Consider the following 22,620-nt stretch of genomic DNA (forward strand, 5'->3'; position numbering starts at 1 on the left):
GCGCTTGGCCGTCTCGTTTCCCGTCAACGCCTCCAGACGCAACGCCGTCACCGTCTCGGGGAGCGCCGTCACGCTGGACGCGAGCAACCGAGAGCCGACGCCCTCGCTCCACCGGTCGGGGTCGACGTAGAGCGCGCGGAGCTCCGCCTCGCCGTCCCGGACGAACGACTTCGTTCGCATCGCGTCCTAGACGACGCGGGCGTCGCCGTCGCACGCACCGACGTCTGCGGTATCGTCATCGACTGCGTCTGCGGTATCGTCGCTGCCGGACCCGCTGGCGACGGCGACGAGAAACCGCTCGGCGGGGGTCCGTCTGAGCTGGTCGAAGCGGGCGCGAACGTCGGCCGCCGACGCCGTCTCCCGGGCTTCGAGCACCGACGCCGGGAGCAGGTCGGCGTAGGCGGCGCGCCACGCGCATTGGTTGACTCAAATCGAGGCGCGAAGCTCGTCTGACGACGCTAGCGGCCGAATCTCCGTGGGGAGGCTGTGTGCGGTACGGGAAGAAGGTTGTCCCGACTGCGCACCGCCGTGCGGCGCTACGGGTCGGGGATCGAGGCCGTCAGCGCCGCGCGGGCGTCCTCGGCCAACCGCTCGGCGCGGCCGGCGTCGCGCGCCTCCGCGTAGATTCGGACCTTGGGCTCCGTCCCCGAGGGGCGGACGAGCACCCACGCGTCGCCGTAGTCGAGGCGGTAGCCGTCGATGGTGTTCGGTTCGGCGTCGGCCGCGTCGGCGTATCGCTCGGCGGCGGCGAGCATCGCGTTCAGTTCGGTCTCCGAGTCGTACGTTAGGTTGACGCGGACGTTGTGGTAGTCGGTGTACGGTTCGACGATTCCGCTCGGGGGCCGCTCGGCGACCAGTTCGAGGAACTTCGCGCCGATGAACGCGCCGTCGCGGACGAGGCGGTAGTCCGGGAAGAAGATGCCGCCGTTGCCCTCGCCCGCGACGGGAACCGTCTCTCCCTCGGCCCACAGTTCCCGGATGCGAGTGATGAGGTTCGTGCTGCCGATAGGTGTCAGTTCGAGCGTCGCCCCCACGTCGTTGCAGACGTCGACGAGGCGCTGGGAGACGTTGACCGCGGCGACGGTGGTGTCGCCCGCCGAGAGCCCGGCGGCCGACAGCGCCGCCAGCGAGGCGTCGCCCTCGATGTACTCGCCGCGCTCGTCGAAGAAGATGGCTCGGTCGGCGTCGCCGTCGTGGGCGATCCCCACGTCGGCGTCGCTCGCGCGGACCAGCCGTCCGAGGTCGCCGAGGTTCTTCTCGACGGGCTCGGGGTTCCGCCCGGGGAAGTGGCCGTCGGGTTGTCCGTTGACCGTGACGACCTCGCAGCCGAGCTCACGGTAGAAGGCGGGGCTGGTGAGCGCGCCCGCGCCGTGACCGGGGTCGAGTGCGACTTTGATGTCGCCGGCGGCGATCTTCTCGCGGTCGACGGTGGCGAGCATCTCGTCGACGTAGTCGCGGTTCGCCGACTCGACGCGCCGCGTCTCGCCGACCTCGTCCCACGCCACGGTGTCGAACTCCTCGGCGAGGATGTGGTCCTCAATGCGTTCGAGTCGCTCGACGACGAGTTCGACGCCGTCGGGACCGACCAGTTTGACGCCGTTGTACTCCGGCGGGTTGTGCGAGGCGGTGATGACGATGCCCGGGACCTCCTCGACCTCGCAGTAGCGCGTCACCGCGGGCGTCGGTGTGACGCCCAGGCGGTCGACGTCGACGCCGACGCTCGCCAGTCCGCTGGCGGCGGCGTTCGTGAACAGTTCGCCCGTCGTCCGGGTGTCGCGGGCGACGGCGGCGCGTTCGGCGTTCCACACCGTCCCGGCGGCCTTCGCCACCCGGAGCACGAACTCGGGGGTTAGCTGTTCGTTCGCCACCCCGCGCGTCCCACTCGACCCGAACAACTTCATTGGCGGTTGCTCTTGCGGGCAGAAAGAAAGCCGTTCCGGAGACGACTTGCGAAATCTCCGGTTACCGGGCGTTCACGAGGCGCGTGCTACGAGTTACCGTATCCCGTCACCCTCGCCAGCGTCACCCTCGCCAGCGTCGCTGTCGCCGATATCGAGCGTCGTCTGGGAGAGCGGGACGGCGCTCAGACCCGCGCCGTTGCCGCTCTTGTACGCGTAGATGACGACACCGGCCTCCTCGTCGACGGCGCGCTTCAGCGTCCCGCTAAAGTTGGCGTCGCGGGGGCTGACGGGAACGAACTGTCGCTGGGGCCGGCTTCGGTCGCTATCGGCGTCGTCTCCGTCGTCGTCGCCGGGTTGGGAGGACTCGACCGGCCGAAACCGGTCGCTCACGTCTTCGTCTGCGTCGTGCGGGGAGTCGAACAGACCCATGCACCAACCGCGCACCGACACGTCAAAAAACGGTGTGTTCGGTCGAAGCTCAGCGATTCAGCGTGTGAATCGCCTGGTCTTCGGCGTTCTCGGCGGCTTCTTGGACGACTTCGGCGAGCGTCGGGTGCGTGTGGATGGTCGCCGCCACGTCTTCGAGCGTCGCGCCCATCTCGACGGCGAGCGCGACTTCGGCGATGAGTTCGGAGGCCTCGGGGCCGACGATCTGGCCGCCGAGAACGAAGCCCGAGCCCTCGTCGGCGACGAGGCGACAGAACCCCTCGGTGTGGTTCGTCGTCATCGCGCGCCCGCTGGCGTTGAACGGCATCTGGCCGACGACCGGTTCGAAGCCGGCTTCCTCGGCCTCCGCCTTCGTCATGCCGACCGTCGCGATTTCGGGGTCGGTGAACACCGCGGCCGGAACTGCTTGGTAGTCGAGCGCCGCGGGTTCGCCCGCGATGACCTCGGCGGCGACGATGCCCTCCTTGAACGCCTTGTGCGCGAGCATCGGTTCGCCCGCCACGTCGCCGACGGCGAAGATGTGGTCGATGTCGGTCCGCGCGTAGTCGTCGGTTTCGAGGAAGCCTCGATCGTTGGGTTCGAGGTCGAGAGCGTCGAGGCCCAGGGTGTCGGTGACGGGCGAGCGCCCGACGGCGACGAGCACCTTGTCGGCGGGGTACGTCGACTCTTCTCCGTTCTCCGTCTCGGTGACGACGGTGATGCCGCCGTCGCTCGACTCGCGCCACTCCGAGGCGCCTTCGCCGAAGTGAAAGTCGATGCCGAGCTCCTTCGCGCGGCGCTTGACGACCTTTGAGATGTCGTCTTCGTAGCCGGGGAGGGCGTCGTCGAGCATCTCGACGACCGTCACGTCGGTGCCGAGTTTGGCGTACACGGTCGACAGTTCCATCCCGATGTAGCCCGCGCCGACGACGACGAGGCGTTCGGGAATCGAGTCCATGTCGAGCGCCTCCCGCGACCCGATGACGGGGTCGTCGGCGTAGCTGAAGTTCGGAATCTCGATGGGGCGACTGCCGGTGGCGACGATGCAGGAGTCGAACTCGATGGATTCGCTCCCTTGCCCTTCGCCGCCGTGGGCGACGCGGACGCTGTGCTCGTCCTTGAACGTCGCCGTCCCTTTCACGAGGTTGACGCCGTTGGCTTTGCACAGCTTCTCGACACCGCCGGTGAGTCGGTCGACGATGCCGTCCTTCCAGTCGACCATCCCCGCCATGTCGACGGCGGGGTCGGCGTGGATGCCCATCTCCTCGGCGTTGCCCGCCTCGTGGGCGAGGTCCGCGCCGGTGATGAGCGCCTTCGAGGGGATGCAGCCGCGGTTGAGACAGACGCCGCCGTAGTCGTCCTTCTCGACGAGCGTCGTGTCGAGCCCGCGTTGTGCGGCGCGGATGGCGGCGACGTAGCCGCCGGGTCCGCCGCCGATGACCAGTACGTCCGTTCCGGTTGAGATGTCTCCGACGACCATTGTTATTCGAGTAGCAGGAGTTTGGGGTTACGGAGGTTCTCCATCACCGTGTTCGTGAACGCTGCGGCGTCCGCGCCGTCGACGACGCGGTGGTCGATGGAGAGCGACAGCGGTAGCGTGTTCGCCGCGACGACTTCGTCGCCTTCTTCGCTCTCTTTCACGACCGGCCGCTTTTCGATTCCACCGAGGCCCAAGATAGCCGTCTCGGGGTAGTTGATGATCGGCGTGGCGTACTCGCCGCCGATAGCGCCGAAGTTCGTGATGGTGAACGTCCCGCCCTGCATCTCCTCGCGGGTGACCTTGCGCTCGCGAGCGCGCGAGGCGAGGTCGTTGACCTCGCGGGAGAGCTGCAGGATGGACTTCTCGTCGACGTCCTTCACGACAGGCACCATCAGTCCGGCGTCCGTCGCTACTGCGATGCCGATGTTGTACTCGTCTCTGACGAGAATCTCGGCGTTCTCGGGGTCGGACTCGTCGAGCGTCGAGTTCAGTATCGGGTGCTCGCGCAACCCGGCGACGATGGCTTTCATCACGAACGGCATGTACGTGAGTTTCACGTCGCGCTCGGCGGCGAGCTCCTTGTACTCCGCGCGCACGTCGACGAGTTCGTCGACGACGGTCGTGTCGTGGTGGGTGACGTGCGGCGCGGTGTACGCCGACCGCTCCATCTGCTGGCCGATGGTGCGCCGGACGCCTCGGTAGGGGATGCGCTCGGCGACGCCTTCTTCGGTTTCCTCGGTCGCGGGCGCGGCTTCGGTCTCCGCGTCCGCCGCCTCGGCCTGCACCTCGGCTTCGCGGGCCTCGCGCTGGGCCTGTGCGTACTGCGTGACCGCCTCGGGCGTGACGAACGCCTCGCCGTCGCGCGTCTCCTCGGTCGGCACGTCGTCGATGTCGATGCCCTCCTCCTCGGCCATCCGGCGCGTGGCGGGCGCGGCGAGCGTCCGGTCGCGGCCGGCGGCTTGCGCGCTCACGCCCGCTCCGGCGCTGCCGTCGACGGCCGACTCACCGTCGTCGCGTCGGCTCACGGCGGACTGCTTCTCGCCGGTCGAGACGTCGCGTGGTCCGGAGTCGCTCTCGCGCTCCTCGACCGCGCTCTCCACCTGTCCATTGGCGACGGCCTGCACGTCCGCGTCGGTGACGCGGCCGCCCGGTCCGCTGCCGTCGACGGACTGGATGTCCACGTCGAGTTCGCGCGCGAGTCGTCGGGCGCTCGGCGCGGCGAAGACGCGACCTTTCGGCGTCTCTGCCTCCTGTTCGGCCCCCTTCTCGGCGGACTCGCCCGCGACGGCCTCGCCGTCGCCCACTGCGGCTTCTCCGTCGCCCGGGGCACCGACGGCCTCGTCGCCCGTCTCGCGCTCGTCGGCTTCGCTCTCCTGAGCCTCCATCTCCGCGGAGGCGCGTTCTTCTTCGGCTGACTCGTCGCCCTCGCCCTCCACCTCGAAGGTGATGATGACGTCGCCGACGGGGACGATTTCGCCCTCCTCGGCGAGCAGTTCCTTCACCGTGCCGTTGTACGGCGACGGCACTTCGACGAGCGCCTTGTCCGTCTCCACCTCGGCGACCGCCTGGTCCTCGGTGACGGTGTCGCCGGGTTCGACGAGCCACGAGACGAGTTCGCCTTCGGCGACGCCCTCGCCCACGTCGGGCAGTTTGAACTCCTTGACTCCCATCGGTTAGAACTCCACCGCGTTGCGGATACCTTCTTCGACGCGCGCGGCGTTCGGGAGGTAGTAGTCCTCCAGCGCGTACAGCGGGTACGGTACGTCGTAGCCGGTGACGCGTTCGACCGGCGCTTCCTGGTAGACGAGCGCCTCCTCCTGGACGATGGCGGTGATTTCGCCGCCGAGGCCGCCGGATTTGGGGGCCTCGTGGACGACGACGGCGCGGCCGGTCTTCTTGAACGACTCCACGATGGCCTCGCGGTCCAGCGGCGAGACGGTGCGGAGGTCGACGACTTCGACGTCGACCTCGCCTTCGAGATTCTCGGCGGCTTCCATCGTCGCCCGGGTCATCGCGCCGTACGTGAACACCGACACGTCCGAGCCTTCGCGGCGGACCGCCGCTTCGCCGATAGGCACGGTGTAGTCGTCCTCGGGAACCTCGCCGCGGAACGCGCGGTAGATGAGTTTCGGTTCGAGGAAGATAACCGGATCCGGATCGCGAATCGCGGAGATGAGCAGTCCCTTCGTGTCGTACGGCGTCGACGGCATGACGACCTTCAGCCCCGCTTCGTGCGCGTAGAACGCCTCTTTGGATTCGGAGTGGTGTTCCGGGGCGCGGATGCCGCCGCCGTACGGCGCGCGAAGCACCATCGGCAGGGTGTAGCGGCCGCGCGAGCGGGTCCGGAGCCGCGACATGTGGCTCACGATCTGGTCGAAGCCGGGGTACATGAAGCCGGAGAACTGAATCTCCGGAACCGGTTTGAGGCCGTAGGCGGCCATGCCGACCGCGGTGCCGATGATGCCGGACTCGGCCAGCGGCGTGTCGATGACGCGGTCGTCGCCGAACTCGTCCCAGAGTCCTTCGGTGGCGCGGAAGACGCCGCCGTTCTTGCCGACGTCCTCGCCCATGACGATGACGTCGTCGTCCGCCTGCATTTCGGTGTAGAGACCGTCCCGTACCGCCTGCACGAGTGTGAGATTCTGGGTTTGTTGTGCTTGTGCCATCAGTCTTCGAGGAAAGCTTCGTCGCCGTACTGTTCGCGAATCGATTCGAAGTCGGCCATCTGCTCGCGGAGGTCCGCGGGCATCTCGGCGTAGACGTGCTCGAACATCTCGGTCGGCTCCGGTCGTTCGACGGACTCGGCGGCCTCGATGGCCTCTGCGACCTCCGTCTCGACCTCCTCGCGGATGGCGTCGACGGACTCGTCGTCGAGTCGTCCCGTCTCGCGGAGGAACGCCTCCAGCCGCGGGATGGGGTCTTTCGCTTTCCACTTCTCCACCTCGTCGTCGTCGCGGTACACCGTCGGGTCGTCGGCGGTCGTGTGCGCGCCGAAGCGGTACTGCACCGCCTCGATGAGCGTCGGGCGAAGTTGGCCCTCCTCGGGATTCTTCGCCTTCTCGACGGCCGCGTTCGTCACCTGATACACCGCGAGCGGGTCCATCCCGTCGACCAGGACGCCGTCGATACCGTAGGCGACGGCCTTCTGGGCGATTGTCTCGCTGGCGGTCTGGCGTTCGCGGGGCACCGAGATCGCCCACTGGTTGTTGTTACAGAAGAAGACGTTCGGCGTGTCGAAGACACCCGCGAAGTTGACCCCCTCGTGGAAGTCGCCCTCGGAGGTCGCGCCGTCGCCGAAGTAACAGATGAACGCGTTGTTCTCGCCCTTCAGCTTCGAGGCCCACGCCGCGCCCGTCGCGTGCGGAATCTGGCTCGCGATGGGGACGGCGACGGGGAAGATGTTGACGCCGTCTCCCATCTTGTTGCCGTCCTCGTGGCCCATCCAGTAGAGGAGCGTCTGTTTCAGCGGCAGGCCACGCACGACCGCCGCGCCGTGTTCGCGGTAGCTCGGGAACATCCAGTCGTCGTCGCCGAGCGCGAACGAACTGCCGATCTGTGCGCCCTCCTGACCGGAGAGCGGGGGGTACGTCCCCATCCGCCCCTGTCGCTGGAGGCTCACCGCGCGCTGGTCGAAATGCCGTGCGAGTCGCATCTGCCGGTATATCTCGACGAACGACTCGTCGTCGAGGTCGGGTACGTCGCCGACGACGGAGCCGTCTTCGTCGAGTACCCGGACCATCTCGTCGGGGTCACGCTGTAGCGTGCTCACGGGAGAACCCTCCTGCACATGGTCGAACAGTCTCCCGCCCGAGTTATAGGGTTTTCGTAAATAATTTACTATAGTCAGAAATTCTGCCGCCCACGTCGAATCTGTCCACGACGCCGCGGTAAAATCTTTGATTAGAAATATTTTGCGGACTGTCTAGCCGCTTCGCGTGATTATCTCTCCACATTCCGGAGTATAATGGACAAATGGGAAGGATTGCTACGCATCTGCGAGATGGTACGACACCGATTCCCACGTGTGGGAGCCGCACGGCGTCTAACGCCCGTGAACGAGTTCTCGACTTTCGCCTCTGACTGCCGGTTTAGGTCGGCTGATTCGCCCCGTCTGGCCTCGATTCATACGTACTTCTCGCTCGTCCGTCGCTACTTCACCGCTCGGTCGTACCGGCGGACCACGTCGTAGACGGCGTCGGTGCCGAACTCGACGGCGTCGACGGGGATGCGTTCGTCCGCGGCGTGGACAAGCGACTGGAAATCGAACTCGGAGGGGAGATTCATCGGCGTGAACCCGTAGCTCTGGACGCCGGCCCGCGCGAAGATGCGGCCGTCCGTCGCCGCCGGGAGCACGTACGGCACCGGGACGGCCTCCTCGTCGGCGTCGCGGAGTACGTCGTCCAAGAGCGGAAACAGCCCCAACTCCGTCTCCTCGGGTCCGCTCTCGAAGCGCTCCACCTCGACGTCGACGCCATCGCCCAGCAGCTCGCGGAGTTCGGCGGCGACGTCCTCGTCGGTCTGTCCCGGCAGGAGACGACTGTCGACGGTGAACTCCGCTCTCGCGGGGACGACGTTTATCTTGTCGCCGCCGCTGAGAATTGTCGCGTTCGCGGTGTTGTGCAGCAGCGCCTCGAACGTTCCCGCCTCGTCGCCGAGCGCCGCCAAGGATTCGTCGACGGTTGCGGGGTCTTTCAGTCCCCGGAGCACCGCGGCCGTCTCCTCGCCGACCTGCTCGGCCATCCGGTCGAGCATCTCCTCGACCGGCGGCGTGAGGTGGTAGGGGAGTCGCTCGCGGTCGAGTGTTACGAGCGCCTCGCCGATGCGCCCCACCGCGTCGCCGCGACTCGGCCGCGACGCGTGACCTGCGTTCCCCGTGGCACTCACGCGAATCCAACACACCTGCTTCTCGTTGACCTGGACGGGGTAGAGGCGCGCGCCCGCCAGTTCCATCGGGTAGCCGCCGAACTCGCCGAGGGCGTAGTCGACGTCCTCGAACAGTTCGGGATGCTCCTCGACGAGAAACGCCGCGCCGTCGTCGCCGCCGGCCTCCTCGTCGGGGAGCAGACAGAGCACGAGGTCACCCGCGAGATCGATTTCCTCCTGTGCGGCACGGAGGAACGCGGCGACGAACATCGCCACCCCCGACTTCATGTCGAGCGCGCCGCGGCCCCAGACGTAGCCGTCATCCTCGACGCCCGAAAACGGCGGATGCGTCCACGCCTGGTCGCTCGTCGGCACGACGTCGACGTGACCGTACAGCATCAACGCGGGCGCGTCACCGCCGGGGAGACGAGCGACGAGGCTCGGGCGTTCGGGCTTTTTGGCGTACAACTCTGAGTCGATACCGGCGTCCGCCAGCAGTTCGGCGGCCCACTCGATGCACGCGCGCTCCGCGCCGGGCGGGTTCGTCGTGTCGAAGCGGATCAGTTCCTGCAGGAGTTCGGCCGGGCGGTCACGGAGGCTGGCGTCGACGGTCGGTTCGCCGTCGCCGACGTACGTGCCGGGTTCGTTCGTCATCTTTCGCTACGCTCGCGTCGGGGTGTGATAAACGCTCACGCGGCGGCGATTCGGTCCGCTTTTCGGTTCTAGACGCTCGACCCGCCGCGGCCCCACAGCAGCCAGTAGCCGCCGTAGAGCAGCGCACCGAGGACGACGAGCGTCAGGACGGCTTCGACGATGGTGGCGACGAGGCCGACGAGAAAGCCCAGCGCGCTCACGGCGACGAACAGCAGGAGCAGCACGAGCGCGACGCGGAGGAGGGTGCTTACCATGGTTCAGCTTCGAGCGCGGAGTATATGATGTTTACCGCGCGCCCAGTCGCAGTCGTGATTCGGTTTCCGGCGGTTGCGCGCGCCCCTGCCCGACGTGCGACTCCCTCCGAGACGGCTCTGCCGTCTCGTGCTCTCGTTCGCTGCGTTCACGAGAACTCCGGTCGCCGTTTGCTCACTCGGCGGTCGCTCTCGCGGTGGCCCGACTCGCGGTTCCAACGGTCACCGCTCGTTCATTCGGCGGTCGCTCTCGCGACCGCCCGCGCCTCGTCGACGCTCTTGCCGTCGCGCAGCAGCGCGTCGACGAACAGTTCGCCCGCCTTGTACGACGAGCGAACCATCGGTCCGGAGGCGCAGTAGAGGAATTCGAACTCGTCTTCGGCGACGCGCCGCCACGTCTCGAAGGCGTCGGGGTGGACGTAGTCGAACACGTCGAGGTGCGAGCGCGAGGGCTGCAGGTACTGCCCGAACGTGACGATGTCGACGTCGGCCTCGCGGAGGTCCGACAGCGTCTGGTAGATCTCGTGGCCGTACTCGCCGAGGCCGAGCATCAGACTCGTCTTCGTGTAGATGTCGGACTCTCTCTGCACCTGTTCGAGCACCGACAGCGACTGTTCGTAGTTCGCGCGGCGGTCGCGAATCGGCCACTGGAGACGCTCTACGGTCTCGATGTTGTGTGCGACGACGTCCGGATCGGCGTCGATTATCTGTCGGACGAGTCGTTCTTCGCCCCGGAAGTCCGGAATCAACACCTCGACGAGTACCTCGGGGTCCCGCTGCTTGATTTCGCGAATCGTCTGTGCGAAGTGGCCTGCCCCTTGGTCGGGCAAGTCGTCGCGGTCAACGGAGGTGAGCACGACGTAGTCGAGGCCGATTTCGGCGACCGCGTCGGCGACGTTCGCGGGTTCCTCGGGGTCTAACGACTCCATCCCGCCCGTCTGGACGTCGCAGAAGTTACAGCCGCGAGAACAGCGGTCGCCCATCAGCATGAACGTCGCCGTCCCCGGTCCGTTCCGGCCGCTCCAGCACTCGCCGAGGTTCGGGCAGTTCGCCTCCTCGCAGACGGTGTGGAGGTCGCGGTCCCGGAGCGTCTGCTTGATCTCGGTGAACCGGCGACCGGACGGCGGCCGCATCTTCAGCCAGTCCGGTTTCCGCCTGTAAGCCATACGTATCCCTACGGATGGGCGTGCAAAAACGTGATGATACCGAGGGGTCTCCTGCGTCCGTTCGCCCGCCCGGACTCAGTTCGTCTCGTCCGCGCCGATGTACTCGACGCCCTCGTCGGCTATCCAGTGTAACAGCGCCGCTACTTCCTCGGGATTCGCGACGGTCGCCGTCGCGCCGATGTCGGAGTCGCCGACGTAGACGCTCACGCCACCTTCGGAGGCGATGGCCTCGAACGCCGACCGGTCTCCGACGTCGTCACCGACGTACATCGGGAGGTAGCCGTCGGCCTCGGCCGCGAAGTCGGCGACGACGACGCCCTTGCTCGTCTCGACGTCGGGTTTTATCTCGACTATCTCTCTGCCCGACGCGGTGACGAGGTGATCTCCGCCGTGTTCCGCGACGATTCGCTCGACCGTCTCGGTCACGTCTTCGGCGCGGTCGGGTGCACGCCGGAAGTGGACCGTCGTCGTCCATCGCTTGTCCTCGACGGCGACGCCCGGTTCGTCGGCGAGCTCGTCTTCGAGTGCCGACTTCACGTCGTCGACGACTGGCTTTGCCACCTCCGCGTCGGGGTGTACCTCGATGTCGCCGTCGCCGTGGTCGGTCTCGATGCCGTAGTTTCCGGCGTAGGCGATGTCGCTCACGTCGACGCGGCCGCGCACGTCTTCGAGTCCGCGGCCGCTGACGACGGCGAGTTTCACACCGGGGGCGTCGCGGAGTCGCCCGACCACTTCGGCGTTCGTCGGCGTTATCTCGGCCGCTTCCGGGTCGTCGACGATAGGCGCGAGCGTCCCGTCGAAGTCCAGACAGAGGAGGAGACCGCGGTGGTCGGGCAGTCGCGTCTGGAGCGCGGCTATCGTCTGCGTGACGCCGTCGTCGGGTCGGAGTCTGCTCGCGTCGCTCGGGTCGGTCACGATTTCGTCTCCTGTCTATCCTGTCCGCTCTGCTCGGTGTTCATCCGCCGAAGCCCCTGAACGGTGCCGAGCAACGAAGCCAACCACGTGTCGAGGTCGTTCTCCAGTACGGACTCTCTGAGCGCGCCCATCCGGCGCTCGCGTTCGTGGTCCGGCATCGTCAGCGCCCCCTCTATCTGGTCGGCCAGCGCCGCTTCGTCGTACGGTTCGACTGTCACCGCCGTGTCGCCGAGCTCGTCGTGCGCGCCGGTCATCCGACTCAGCACCAACACCCCGTCGTCGGTGCTCCCGTCGGCCTGCGCGGCGACGTACTCTTTCGCGACGAGGTTCATCCCGTCGCGTACCGGCGTGACCAGCGCGAGGTCGCTGTGGGCGTACAGGCCGTACAGTTCCGGATTCGTCAGCCGCTCGTCGATGCGGACGACCGGCCGCCAGGAGTCGGTGGCGAACCGCTCGTTGATGCGGTCGATGCGCTCGTCGACTTCCGACTGGAGGCGCTGGTACTCCGGGATGTCGGAGCGACTCTCGGTCGCCTTCTGGACGTACGTCAGCCGTTCGCGCCACTCGGGACACGTCTCGAACAGGTGTTCGAGCGCGTCGAGTCGCTCGGGAATCCCCTTCGTGTAGTCGAGTCGGTCGACGCCGACGGCGACGCGGGAGTCGTCCGGAATCCCGTACTCGGCTTTGAACTCCGACCAGAACGACTCGTCTCGCTCGCCAGCCAACCGGCCGATGCGCTCGGCGTCGACGCCGAGCGGGAACGCTCGAACGAGCGTCGTCTCGCCGTCGTACTCGACCTCGCCGCTGTCGACGTCGACCGTCGCCGCCTCGAAGCAGGCGTCGACACAGCCGAGGAAGTTTTCGACGTAGCGCTCGGTGTGAAAGCCGATGAGGTCGTTGGCGAGCAGACCGTCCAGCAGTTCACGCCGCTGCGGGCAGACGCGGAACGTGTCCCACGTCGGCCACGGGATGTGCCAGAACTGAAACAGCGTCGTCTCCGGAAGCGCCTCTCGCGCGTACGCGGGAGCGAGCGCGAGATGGTAGTCTTGGAACCAGACGGCCGACTCCTCGTCGGCCTGCTCGACGACCGCTTCGGCGAACTGTTCGTTCACTTCCCGGTAGCGCGACCAGAAGCGGCTCTCGAAGTTGGTTTTCCCGACGAGATCGTGACAGAGCGGCCACAGCACCTGGTTGCTGTAGCCGTAGTAGTACTCGTCGACGGCGTCGTCGGAGAGCCACACCCGCCGGAGGGTGTAGCCGGGATCGTCCGGTGGCACGCGGACGCAGTCGTTCTCGTCGGTCACCTCGGCGTCGGCGTCGCCGTCGCCCCACGCGATCCAGGTGCCGTCTATCTGCTGCATCACCGGGTCAAGTCCGGCGGTGAGACCGCCGACCGGCCGGTCGACGACGATTTCACCGTTCTCGTGGCGGTGGCGGTACGGCTGGCGGTTCGAGACCAGCACGAGAGCGGACTCGAAGGCCGCGACGGGCGTGTCGGCGGACGACGCCGACTCGGTGGGTTCGGGAGTCATCCTCGTCACTCCACCCGCGGTGACGCGGCCTCGCTCTCCGGCGCTCTCATCGCCTGCGATGCGTACTCGTCGGGGACACGCGTCTCGCCGAGGCTCTCGCCCGCCTCGAACCGGTTCATACAGTCGTAGACGGCGGCGACCGCCTCCGCTCGGGAGGTGACGTACCGCATCGTTCGCAGTCCCTCGGCCTCCCCGGCGAACTCCCGACACCGGATCTCCCACGCCCGTCCGAACCGTCGCGGTGTCGTCCTCCGCTTGGCTTCGACCCGGAACCCCTCTCGTTCGAACGCTACCTCCGCATCCGTCACACGTACCCACTCGTTCGGCACTCGTCCCTCGGTAAACTCTCTGAGCGCGTCCATTAGGGTAGTTACTACCACACCGACGAGAGGGATGCTGATTGTGCCTGTATATACGCGCTTTAACTCACGACAAACAATCGTGAATATAATATCCTGTGACTGTCCTGTCCCCCGATATTCGCCGTCTCGACCTCGTCGTTGCCAGTAAGTTCAACTCCGTCGGCGACGACCGTACCGATATGAGCACCATCGCCGAGGTAGAGCTTCCTGCCAACGAGTTTGCGCTTCGCCAAGCACTCGCTTCGACCCCGGACGCCGAGTTCGAGATCGTTCGGCTCGCTGCCCACGACGCCGACCACGTGATGCCGTACGTCCGCATCTCCGGCCTGGAAGCGGACCTGATAACCGAGGCCCTAGAGGCGGACCCGAGCGTCGACGACGCCGAACTGCTCGACGACCTCGGCGACGAACTGCTGTACCGGATGAACTGGGTCGAGAACATCCGCGTCATCATGCACATCCTCCTCGACGAGGGCGGGACGGTGATGGAGATGCACGGGCAGAACGACCGGTGGCACCTCCGCATCCTCTTTCCGACCCGCGACGCGCTGTCGGCGACCCACGAGTTCTGCACCGAGAAGGGGTTGACGTTCTCCATCAAGAACATCTACGACCTGAAGCAGTCGACGGGACGCGGCGAGTTCGGTCTCACCGAGAACCAGTACACCGCCCTCGTCGAGGCTGTCGAACACGGCTACTTCGACGTGCCGCGCGGGGTGACGATGAGCGAACTCGCCGCGAAGTTGGGCGTCTCCCAGCAGGCGCTCTCGGAACGACTCCGCCGCGGCCACAAGGCGCTCGTCGAGAGCGCGCTCCGCGTCGGCGACGCGTCGTTCGGCAGCGACTACTGAACCGACTCCCTGTTCCGGACTGAACGTTCTTTTATTCCTTCTCATCCGCTGTTACTCACGGACCGGTAGAGATTTATTATGCATGAGGAATGAGAGAACTATAATACGATGCTCGACCTCACGACAGAGGACATCACGGAGGGGTCGATATCCCGTGCGCTGGTCGTCCTCGCTGCCCCGCTCGTAGTCCAGAGTCTCACACAGGTCGCCCAGCAACTGGTCGACGTGTTCTGGCTCGGCCGTTACGGCGAAAACGCCGTCGCCGCCGTCGGGTTGAACTACCCGATAATCAGTATCGTCGTCATCCTCGTCACCCTGGCCCCGTTCGTCGGCACGCAGGTCGTCGTCTCCCAGCGCGTCGGCGCTGACGACCCCGACGGCGCGAGACGGATCGCCTTCCACGGAACGACGATGGCGCTGGCGTTCGCCGTCGTCGTCGGTGCGGTCACGTACGCCGCCGCGCCCTCCATCGTTCGACTCGTCGGTGCCGACCCGAGTTTCGCCGGGATGGCGGCGGTGTATCTCGCGACGTACGCGCTTGGCATGCCGTTTATCGCCGTCAGCGACACCATCGAAGGCGCGTTCACCGGGTGGGGTGACTCCCGCGCTGCACTGTACGTCACGCTCGCGACGGTCGGCACGAACATCGTCCTCGACCCGTTTCTCATCCTCGGTATCTGGGTGTTCCCGAAGATGGGCGTGGAGGGAGCGGCGCTGGCGACGGTGGCGGGGTTCGCCGCCGGCATGGCGCTCGCTATCGCGCTGGCGCTCGGTCCGCGAGACACGTTCTCGCTCTCGGCGGCGGACGTCGGCTTCGACGTCGCCGAGTACCGCGAGATTCTCGACGTGGGCGGGCCACTCGTCGGTCAGCGCCTCGCGCAGGACACCGTACGCATCCTCGTCGTCGGCATCGTCGCCGTCGCCGGCGGGGCGGCCGGACTGGTCGCCTACACCGTCGGCGCGCGCGTCGCCAGCATCGCGTTCATCCCCGCGGGGGGTCTCCAGCAGGCCTCCCAGAGCATCATCGGCCAGAACCTCGGCGCGGAGAACCCCGACCGGGCGAACCGGACGACGTGGACCGGCGTCGCGCTCGCCGCCGTCGGTCTCGGCCTCGTCGGCGCCGTTCAGTGGTTCGTTCCGGTCGAACTGACGGAACTGTTCGTCCCCGGCGTCTCCGGGGAGGCGCTCACGCTGAGCGTCCAGTACCTGCAGATTCTCGCGCTCGGCTACTGGGCGCTCGGTGCGACGTATCTGTTCCTCGGCGGCTTCAATGGCGCACGCCGGACGAAGACGAGCCTCGCCGTCTCGCTCACGCAGTACTGGGGCGTTCGCCTCCCCATCGCCGCCCTCGGCGTCTACGTCTTCAACATGGACGTCTCGGCCGTCTTCTGGGCGGTGACGCTCTCGAACGTCGCCGCCGCCGTCGGCGCGGGCGCGTACTACTACACCACGAGCGACGGGATGTTCGAGCGCGCCGTCGCCGTCGCCGCCGGGTCGGGCGGTGCCGACTGAGTGGCCGATTCGAGTAAGGAAACGCCTTTGTCGCCGCGGCGCCGGATTCCGGTTATGACCCGCTCTTCGCCTCTTCCGACGCGTCCGTCTCGGTGCTCGACCCCGTTGGTGAGCGCCGAATGAAAGTCGTCGACGCGATTCCGGAGTTCGCCGACGCGTTCGGATTCGACGAGTTCAATCGGATGCAGCGGGAGGCGCTGCCCGCCATCATGGAGCGCGAGGAGAACCTCGTCGCCAGCGCGCCGACCGCCAGCGGCAAGACCGCTCTCGCGGAACTCGCTATCTGCAAGTGCCTCCGCGACGGCGGAACGGCGCTGTTCGTCGCCCCGCTCCGCGCGCTCACGAACGAGAAGGAAGCCGAATGGGACCGCTTCGAGTCGATGGGCTACTCGGTGTACGTCGTCACCGGCGAGCGCGACCTGAATCCGCGCCGCGCCGAACGCGCCGACATCCTCGTGATGACGCCCGAGAAAACCGACTCGGCGACGCGCAAACACGACTCCGCCCGCTACTCCTTCATCACCGACGTCACCTGCTGCGTCATCGACGAGGTCCACCTCCTCGACTCCGAATCTCGCGGCGGCGTCCTCGAAGTGACTATCTCCCGCCTGCGGCGCATCTGCGACCCGCGCGTCGTCGCGCTGTCGGCGACGATGCCGAACGTCGCCGACGTGGCGGCGTGGCTCGACGCCGTCCCCGAAACGACGTTCGAGTTCGGCGACGAGTACCGCCCCGTCGACCTCCACGCGAGCGTCCAGACGTACACCCACGGCGAGAACTCCTTCGCGGACAAGTACCGCCGCCTGTATCGCGCGCTGGACCTCGCGGAACCGCACATCCGCGACGGCGGCCAGTCGCTCGTCTTCGTCGCCTCCCGACAGGACGCCGTGATGGCCGCCGCCAAGGCCCGCGACGAGATCGGCCAGCGCGACATCCCCATCGGCTCCCGCGGCGACTACGATTTCCACACGGATGCAAAGGAGGTGAAGAACGACAGCCTCCGGAAGGCAGTGCTCGACGGCGTCGGCTTCCACCACGCCGGACTCGCCAAGGAGGACCGAAATCGGGTCGAACAGTGGTTCAAGGAGGGGAAGATTCAGCTCCTGTTCTCCACGTCGACGCTGGCGTGGGGCGTCAACCTCCCCGCCCGCTGCGTCGTCATCCGCGACACGAAACACCACGACCCGCTGGAGGGCGACGTCGACATCAGCCCCCTCGACGTGCTCCAGATGCTCGGCCGCGCCGGTCGCCCCGGCTACGACGACGTGGGCTACGGCTGGGTCGTCTGCGACCGCTCGGAGGCCGACAAGTACCGCCGACTGCTTAGAGAGGGCAAAGAGATCGAGTCGCGACTCGCCTCCGATCTCGACTCGCATCTCAACGCCGAGATCGCGATGGGCACTATCGCCGACCTGAACGACGTGATGTCGTGGCTGGAGACGACCTTTTACTACGTCCGTGCCGGCTCCAAGCCGGCAGATTACGACTTCGAGGGCCTCCGCGACCGCGTCCGTGACACCCTCGAAACGCTCGTCGAACGGGGGTTCGTCGAGACCGACGAGAGCCTCGCCGTGAATCCGACGACGCTCGGCCGCCTCGCCTCCAAGTACTACCTCCGCCTCGAAACCTCGCGACGCTTCGCGGACCTCGCCGGACGCGACCGAATCGCCGTCGACGACGTGCTAGAGGCCGTTGCCGGGGCCTCAGAGTTCGACAGCGTGTCGGCGCGACAGTCAGAGCAGGACGCCGTCGACTCCGTGCTCACCGGCGTCGACACCCCCCTCGAAGACGGCAACCGGAAGGTGCTCGCCATCCTCCACGCGGGGATGGCCGGGTCGACACCGTCGGACCTCCGAAGCGACGCGTGGGTCATCAGACAGAACGCGCTGCGACTCCTGGCGGCGCTGCGGGAGTTCCTCGACGAGTTCGCCGGACCGCGCGCGGCGAACCTCGCCCGGCGCATCGAAGCCAGAGTCGAACACGGCGTCAGCCGCGACGCCGCGGCGCTGACCGCCGTCGACGGCATCGGACCGACCCGCGCGAGCAAACTGGCGACTGGTGGCCTCGCGTCCCCGGCGGACGTCGTCGACGCCGGTGTCGAGGAACTGACTCGCGCTGGACTCTCCGACGGCGTCGCCGAGCGCGTCGTCGAACGCGCGAAGTCGCTCCCGCGACTCGAAATCGAGTGGGGTGCGTTCCCCGAGACCATCACGAAGGGCGCGAACGATATGCGCGAGGTGACGGTGAGAAACGTCGGCGGCGCGGCGCGAGCGGGCCTGCGAGTCACGGTCAACGGCGTCGAGATGCATCAGAAGACGACGTATCTCTCGGGCCAGACGACGGTTCCGGTGGCCGTCTTCGGCGCGCAGGACGAACTGGAGTTCCGCATCGAGGCGATGTTCCCCGAACTGCCGCTCGCGCCGGTCGTCGACTCGCGCACCGTCTTCGTCGAGTAGTCCCGCTCGCTCTCCTCAGCGTTCGGGGGCGGTGCGTGCGAGCAGTTCTTCTCTGAGCTCGGTCGGGCCGTCGACCACGGTGTCGGCCGGCGAGAGATCGGCGTCGGCGTTCGTCTCGGTCCGGTAGCCGACGACGTACGCACCGGCGCGCTGGGCCGACCGCGCGCCGTTCGTCGAGTCCTCGACGACGGCGCAGTCCTCGGGGTCGAGATTCAGTTTCTCGGCGGCGGCCTCGTAGATGGCCGGTTCGGGCTTTCCGGGTCCATCGATGTCTTCGGCGCTCAGTACGAGGTCGAGCGGGTCGATGCCGAATCGTTCACGGACCATGGCGATCCACGACTGCGGCGAGGAGGAGACGATGGCGACGGCGACGCCGCGGTCCCGCAGCGTGTCCAGTAGCGCGTCGAACCGCGGCATCACGGAGACGTTCTCGGTGTATATCTCCTCGGCGGCGTCCTCGTAGATGCCGACGAACTCGTCTTTGTCGACGGTCACCTCGTATTCGGCGGCGAGGTAGTCGTATATCTCGCGGTAGTTCATCCCCGTAATCTCGTCGCGCTCGGGCGGTTCGCCGGCGACGACGTCGGCGAAGACGAGTTCGTCTTCGATCTCGTGCCAGAACTCCTCGGAGTCGACGATGACTCCGTCCATGTCGAACAGAACCGCATCCATACCGCCACCTCGCCCGCCGAACCCATAGCTCTGGGGGCCGGGGGTGCGATAAGACGCGCTTACTCGTTCGTCCTACGGTGACTGTACTTCTGGGCAACTGTTTCGGCCCCGAAAACCCGGAATCGGCGCTCTGCTGGCCCGTTACGTTCGGTTGGTCCCCGTTTCACGGCTGTGGTGTTGCCCATAACAAAGCCCGCTGCTCCGGTCGTGGGTGGCAGAGACATCGGTTGGTGAGACGTCGCCCACCGACCCGCCGCGCCCACCTATGACACGAACACGCTTCACAACGGTCTGTTTCGTCGTGCTGCTCTGTCTGACCGTCTCGCTTTCGCCTGCGGTGTCGACGGCGGCGCTCGGTCCCGACGCGGACGGCGGTCCGACGGTACAACAGGTCGAGGAAGAAGAGGAAGAAGAGGAAGACGAGGAAGAAGAGGAAGACGAGGAAGACGAGGAAGACGAGGAAGACGAGGAAGACGAGGAAGACGGGCCGGAGAACAGCGGTAACGGCAACGGCCCACCTGACCACGCCAACAACCCGAACGACGAGAACGGCGAATCGAACGCCGCCGGGGCTCCGCTAGAGACCGAGACGCAGCCGTCGCCGAACCCTTCGCAGTCGACACCACAACAGCAGGAGACCCCGACGAGTACTTCGACCTCTACTCCGACATCTACGCCAACGTCGACACCGACCTCTACCCCAACGTCGACGCCGACATCTACGCCGACCTCCACACCGACGTCGACGCCGACATCCACGCCAACCTCCACACCGACCTCCACGCCGACGTCCACATCGACCCAGACACCGACCTCCACACCGACGTCGACGAGTCCCCCACCCACCGAGACGACGACCGCCGCGCCGAACCAGAACTCCTCGGGTTCGGTCGAAGTCGTGAACCTCTCGGTAAGTCGGTCGACGGTTCCCTCGGGCGACCCCGTGACGTTCGTCGCGACGCTCCAGAACCCGACCTCAGAGCCGGTGAATCACACCGTTCGCCTTCGACTGTTCGACGAAGTCTCGGACGTGAAGACGGTCACCGTTCCCGCGGGTGGGACGGCGACGGTTGAGTTCACCCGGTCGATCCTCGCGACGGGAGACCACACCGCTCGCGTCGGCGACCGGACGGCCACCGTCACCGTCACCGAGTCGCAGGTCGCCACCGAAGACCCCGAGACGACGAGTTCGACGAACACCCCCGGGTTCGGCGTCGGCGTCGCACTCGCGGCGCTGCTGGCGGTCGCGGCACTCGCGCTCCGACGCGAGTGAGCGTCGGTATCGTGGGTATCGCGGTCGGCGCGTAGACGCGAAACGCGGTTCTCGACCTACTCGAACTCACGCGAGATCCCTCCATCGGAACCACGCCCGCGCGACGGCGACCAGCACACCTGCCGCCGCGAGCAGTACCACCGCGCCGACGAGTCCGTACTCGCCGTCGACGAGAATCGCCGTCGGGTCGTAGTAGCGCGTCGGCGCGAGCGCACCGACCCACTCGAAGTCGGTGTTGGCCGTGACCGTCTCCAGGAGGAACAGGCCGAACACGACGCCCGTCTCGACGGCGAAGGAGAGGTCGTCGACGGCGAACGTTCAAATCCGATGACGGGACCACCCCGGGTTATGTCCGAGGAGATACGACTCTTCACCGGCGACTGTACCACGACGTTCGAGGGTGCACGCGAGCAGACCCAGCGCGGTCACGTCGTCGTGCTCGTCAAACCCGACGGAACCGTGCTCGTCCACGACGCCGACGGCTATCAACCGGTGGCGTGGCTCACCCGCGCCGATTCGGTCACCGTCGAAGCCGACGACTCCGGCTTCGCAGTCACCGCTCGAACCGACGACCAGACGCTCCGCGTCGTCTCGAACGAGGCGACCGGCCACGCGAGCTATCCCGTCACGAGTGCGGGTGTCCCGGTCGGCGACTGCCCCGACTGCGGCGGCGCGCTCGTCCGAACCGGCGGTGACGTCCGCTGTCTCGGCTGCGAGTCGTCGTACTCGCTGCCCGCGGGCGCGGTAGTACTCGACGAAACGTGCGACGACTGCGGCCTCCCGTTGATGCGTGTCGAACGCGGCACCACCTTCGAGTGCTGCATCGACTACTCGTGCGAGTCGCTCGACGACCTCGTCCGCGAGGCGTTCGACCGTGAGTGGACCTGTCCGGACTGCGAGTCGGACCTCCGCGTGCGGCGCGCGGGCGGCGGTCCCCTTCTGGCGGGGTGCGACGACTACCCCGCCTGCGATACGGCGTTCACGATTCCGGCGGGCATCGTCGTCGACAACTGCGACTGCGGTCTCCCCGTCTTCGAGACGGCGCGCGGGCGACGCTGTCTCGACGGCACCTGCGAGCAGTTTCGGGCCGACTGACTGGCGGTGACGGTCGGAGCGACCGAAGACGACCGCAGATATCCGTGCGTGACCGTAGCCACTATGTTCTCGCCGCGCGGGCGATAGCGTATGCATGGCTACGCACGCGACGACGCCGTCCGTGTCGGCGGGAACGCCCGCCAGCAGTTCCACGATGCGCGCGGATACGGTTCTCCGGTCGAGGGAAACGAAATCGACCTCGCGCCCGTCGAAGCCGCTCATCTCCTCTACCGGGGTGACCTCGACAGCGTCGACGACGACGGCTTCCGGGAGTTCTTCGTCTCGGCGACCCGCGCCGAACCGCGCTTTGCGCTGCGGTTTCTCGTCTACGCCGACCTCCGCGAACGCGGTTTCTACCTCTCGCCCGCCCGCGAACCGTGGGTCGAAACCGACGCCGCTGGCGACCCCGACTGCGACTTCGTCGTCTTTCCGCGCGGCAAGGACGCCGACGACGGCGTCGTCGAACACCGCGTCCGCGTCGTCGGAGAACGCGCCTCCGTCGTCGCCGCCGACATGGCGGGCTACGTGTTCGCCGTCGTCGACGAGGAGAGCGAACTGACGTATCTGGAGGCGACCGAACACGCCTACGACGGCGAGACGGCGTACGACCCGCCGTCGAAGCTCGAGGGGGACCTCCTCGACGACCGAGCGGTCTGCTGGAACACGCCCGAGGAACTCTTCGAGTCGGGGTTCTACGGCCAACCGTTGCGCGGCCGCGACGCGGCCGTCGAGGGCGTCGTTCAACTCTCGCTGCTCGAAGCGGCGTCGCTCGTCGCCGACGGCGCGCTCTCGTTCGGCACCGACGACGACTACGCCGCCGTCGTCGAGCGCGGCCGCACGGTCGAAGGCGACCGATTCGACCGCCGACTCCGGGTGTACGACGCGCTGCGCGAGCGAAACGTCGTCCCGAAGACCGGCTTCAAGTTCGGCGCGGACTTCCGGACGTACGCCGCCGTGGAGTCCGTCGAGCATCTCGGCCACTCCGAGACGCTCGTCCGCGTCGTCCACCCCGACCACTCCTTCGCGCCGCGGGACCTCTCCTTGGACGTTCGCCTCGCCGGCGGGGTCCGGAAGCGAATGGTTTTTGCGCTGACCGACGCCAACGAAGGCATAGACTGGCTGTCGGTCGCTCGCCTGACACCGTAATCGCTGGCGACCGAGTTCACCGAGTTTGCCCGCATTCGCAGCTACCGACCGAGATTCACGAGTTC

Annotated in this window: 21 protein-coding genes and 1 pseudogene; 6 read left to right on the plus strand and 16 right to left on the minus strand. The window is 67.1% G+C overall.

The features are described 5' to 3' along the window. Positions 1-36 precede the first annotated feature (36 nt). The 14 genes and pseudogenes from LAQ74_RS20665 to LAQ74_RS15555 all read right to left on the minus strand — a co-directional run. Positions 37-180 (minus strand): annotated as a pseudogene (locus tag LAQ74_RS20665) (GNAT family N-acetyltransferase); the annotation flags it as partial. Between the two features lie 6 nt (positions 181-186). Next, on the minus strand, positions 187-375 hold the full coding sequence (locus tag LAQ74_RS15495; RefSeq protein WP_224333448.1) for a hypothetical protein: 189 nt from the start codon (positions 373-375) through the stop codon (positions 187-189). Positions 376-536: 161 nt separating this feature from the next. Further along, the gene (gene glmM, locus LAQ74_RS15500) at positions 537-1,901 is read right to left on the minus strand and encodes a phosphoglucosamine mutase (RefSeq protein ID WP_224333449.1); all 1,365 of its coding nucleotides are present in this window, start codon (positions 1,899-1,901) and stop codon (positions 537-539) included. A gap of 93 nt (positions 1,902-1,994) precedes the next feature. Beyond that, positions 1,995-2,330 carry a hypothetical protein gene (locus LAQ74_RS15505; RefSeq protein WP_224333450.1) on the minus strand — a complete coding sequence of 112 codons (336 nt, stop codon included), beginning with the start codon at positions 2,328-2,330 and terminating at the stop codon, positions 1,995-1,997. Positions 2,331-2,379: 49 nt separating this feature from the next. Continuing rightward, positions 2,380-3,807: a dihydrolipoyl dehydrogenase gene (gene lpdA, locus LAQ74_RS15510; protein WP_224333451.1), complete on the minus strand. Its 1,428-nt coding sequence runs from the start codon at positions 3,805-3,807 to the stop codon at positions 2,380-2,382. A gap of 2 nt (positions 3,808-3,809) precedes the next feature. Beyond that, positions 3,810-5,477 carry a dihydrolipoamide acetyltransferase family protein gene (locus LAQ74_RS15515; protein ID WP_224333453.1) on the minus strand — a complete coding sequence of 556 codons (1,668 nt, stop codon included), beginning with the start codon at positions 5,475-5,477 and terminating at the stop codon, positions 3,810-3,812. Positions 5,478-5,480: 3 nt separating this feature from the next. Continuing rightward, positions 5,481-6,473, minus strand: a complete 993-nt coding sequence (locus LAQ74_RS15520) for an alpha-ketoacid dehydrogenase subunit beta (protein WP_224333455.1) — start codon at positions 6,471-6,473, stop codon at positions 5,481-5,483. Next, positions 6,473-7,576, minus strand: a complete 1,104-nt coding sequence (pdhA, locus tag LAQ74_RS15525; RefSeq protein ID WP_224333456.1) for a pyruvate dehydrogenase (acetyl-transferring) E1 component subunit alpha — start codon at positions 7,574-7,576, stop codon at positions 6,473-6,475. The genes LAQ74_RS15520 and pdhA overlap by 1 nt, the downstream gene beginning before the upstream one ends. A 380-nt stretch (positions 7,577-7,956) precedes the next feature. After that, positions 7,957-9,324, minus strand: a complete 1,368-nt coding sequence (locus LAQ74_RS15530) for a M20/M25/M40 family metallo-hydrolase (RefSeq protein ID WP_224333458.1) — start codon at positions 9,322-9,324, stop codon at positions 7,957-7,959. Positions 9,325-9,392: 68 nt separating this feature from the next. Next, complete coding sequence (locus LAQ74_RS15535; protein ID WP_224333459.1) at positions 9,393-9,578, minus strand: hypothetical protein; 186 nt, start codon at positions 9,576-9,578, stop codon at positions 9,393-9,395. A 230-nt stretch (positions 9,579-9,808) separates the two neighbouring features. Beyond that, on the minus strand, positions 9,809-10,741 hold the full coding sequence (gene lipA / locus LAQ74_RS15540; protein ID WP_224333460.1) for a lipoyl synthase: 933 nt from the start codon (positions 10,739-10,741) through the stop codon (positions 9,809-9,811). Between the two features lie 75 nt (positions 10,742-10,816). Then, positions 10,817-11,656, minus strand: coding sequence for a trehalose-phosphatase (gene otsB / locus LAQ74_RS15545; protein WP_224333462.1), 840 nt, complete (start codon positions 11,654-11,656; stop codon positions 10,817-10,819). Next, entirely contained in the window at positions 11,653-13,188 is a 1,536-nt protein-coding gene (locus LAQ74_RS15550; protein WP_224333464.1) for an alpha,alpha-trehalose-phosphate synthase (UDP-forming), read from the minus strand. Before LAQ74_RS15550 ends, otsB begins: the two co-directional genes overlap by 4 nt. 5 nt (positions 13,189-13,193) lie before the next feature. Continuing rightward, a complete protein-coding gene (locus LAQ74_RS15555; RefSeq protein ID WP_224333465.1) occupies positions 13,194-13,550 on the minus strand; it encodes a hypothetical protein in 357 nt (118 codons plus the stop codon). A 179-nt stretch (positions 13,551-13,729) separates the two neighbouring features. Here LAQ74_RS15555 and LAQ74_RS15560 point away from each other — a divergent pair, with 179 nt between their 5' ends. From LAQ74_RS15560 to LAQ74_RS15570, 3 genes are all read left to right on the plus strand, one after another. Then, complete coding sequence (locus tag LAQ74_RS15560) at positions 13,730-14,401, plus strand: helix-turn-helix domain-containing protein (protein ID WP_224333467.1); 672 nt, start codon at positions 13,730-13,732, stop codon at positions 14,399-14,401. 108 nt (positions 14,402-14,509) lie between these two features. After that, positions 14,510-15,913 carry an MATE family efflux transporter gene (locus tag LAQ74_RS15565; RefSeq protein ID WP_224333469.1) on the plus strand — a complete coding sequence of 468 codons (1,404 nt, stop codon included), beginning with the start codon at positions 14,510-14,512 and terminating at the stop codon, positions 15,911-15,913. Between the two features lie 119 nt (positions 15,914-16,032). Next, positions 16,033-18,369, plus strand: a complete 2,337-nt coding sequence (locus LAQ74_RS15570) for a DEAD/DEAH box helicase (RefSeq protein WP_224333470.1) — start codon at positions 16,033-16,035, stop codon at positions 18,367-18,369. A gap of 15 nt (positions 18,370-18,384) precedes the next feature. On the opposite strand, the gene LAQ74_RS15575 is transcribed toward LAQ74_RS15570, so the two are convergent. Then, a complete protein-coding gene (locus LAQ74_RS15575) occupies positions 18,385-19,041 on the minus strand; it encodes an HAD family hydrolase (RefSeq protein WP_224333471.1) in 657 nt (218 codons plus the stop codon). Positions 19,042-19,306: 265 nt separating this feature from the next. Between LAQ74_RS15575 and LAQ74_RS20455 the strand changes: the two genes are divergently transcribed. After that, positions 19,307-20,314 (plus strand): PGF-CTERM sorting domain-containing protein, encoded by a 1,008-nt coding sequence (locus LAQ74_RS20455; protein ID WP_263458315.1) that lies wholly within the window; start codon positions 19,307-19,309, stop codon positions 20,312-20,314. Between the two features lie 66 nt (positions 20,315-20,380). Here the strand turns inward: LAQ74_RS20455 and LAQ74_RS15585 are convergent, their stop codons facing one another. After that, positions 20,381-20,587, minus strand: coding sequence for a hypothetical protein (locus LAQ74_RS15585; RefSeq protein WP_224333472.1), 207 nt, complete (start codon positions 20,585-20,587; stop codon positions 20,381-20,383). Positions 20,588-20,662: 75 nt separating this feature from the next. On the opposite strand from LAQ74_RS15585, the gene LAQ74_RS15590 reads away from it, so the two are divergent. Both LAQ74_RS15590 and endA read left to right on the plus strand, forming a co-directional pair. Next, entirely contained in the window at positions 20,663-21,409 is a 747-nt protein-coding gene (locus LAQ74_RS15590; RefSeq protein WP_224333474.1) for a topoisomerase DNA-binding C4 zinc finger domain-containing protein, read from the plus strand. Positions 21,410-21,499: 90 nt separating this feature from the next. After that, positions 21,500-22,555: a tRNA-intron lyase gene (gene endA / locus LAQ74_RS15595; protein ID WP_224333475.1), complete on the plus strand. Its 1,056-nt coding sequence runs from the start codon at positions 21,500-21,502 to the stop codon at positions 22,553-22,555. Positions 22,556-22,620: the final 65 nt, after the last annotated feature.

The organism is Haloprofundus halobius (assembly GCF_020097835.1).
GTDB classification, from domain to species: domain Archaea; phylum Halobacteriota; class Halobacteria; order Halobacteriales; family Haloferacaceae; genus Haloprofundus; species Haloprofundus halobius.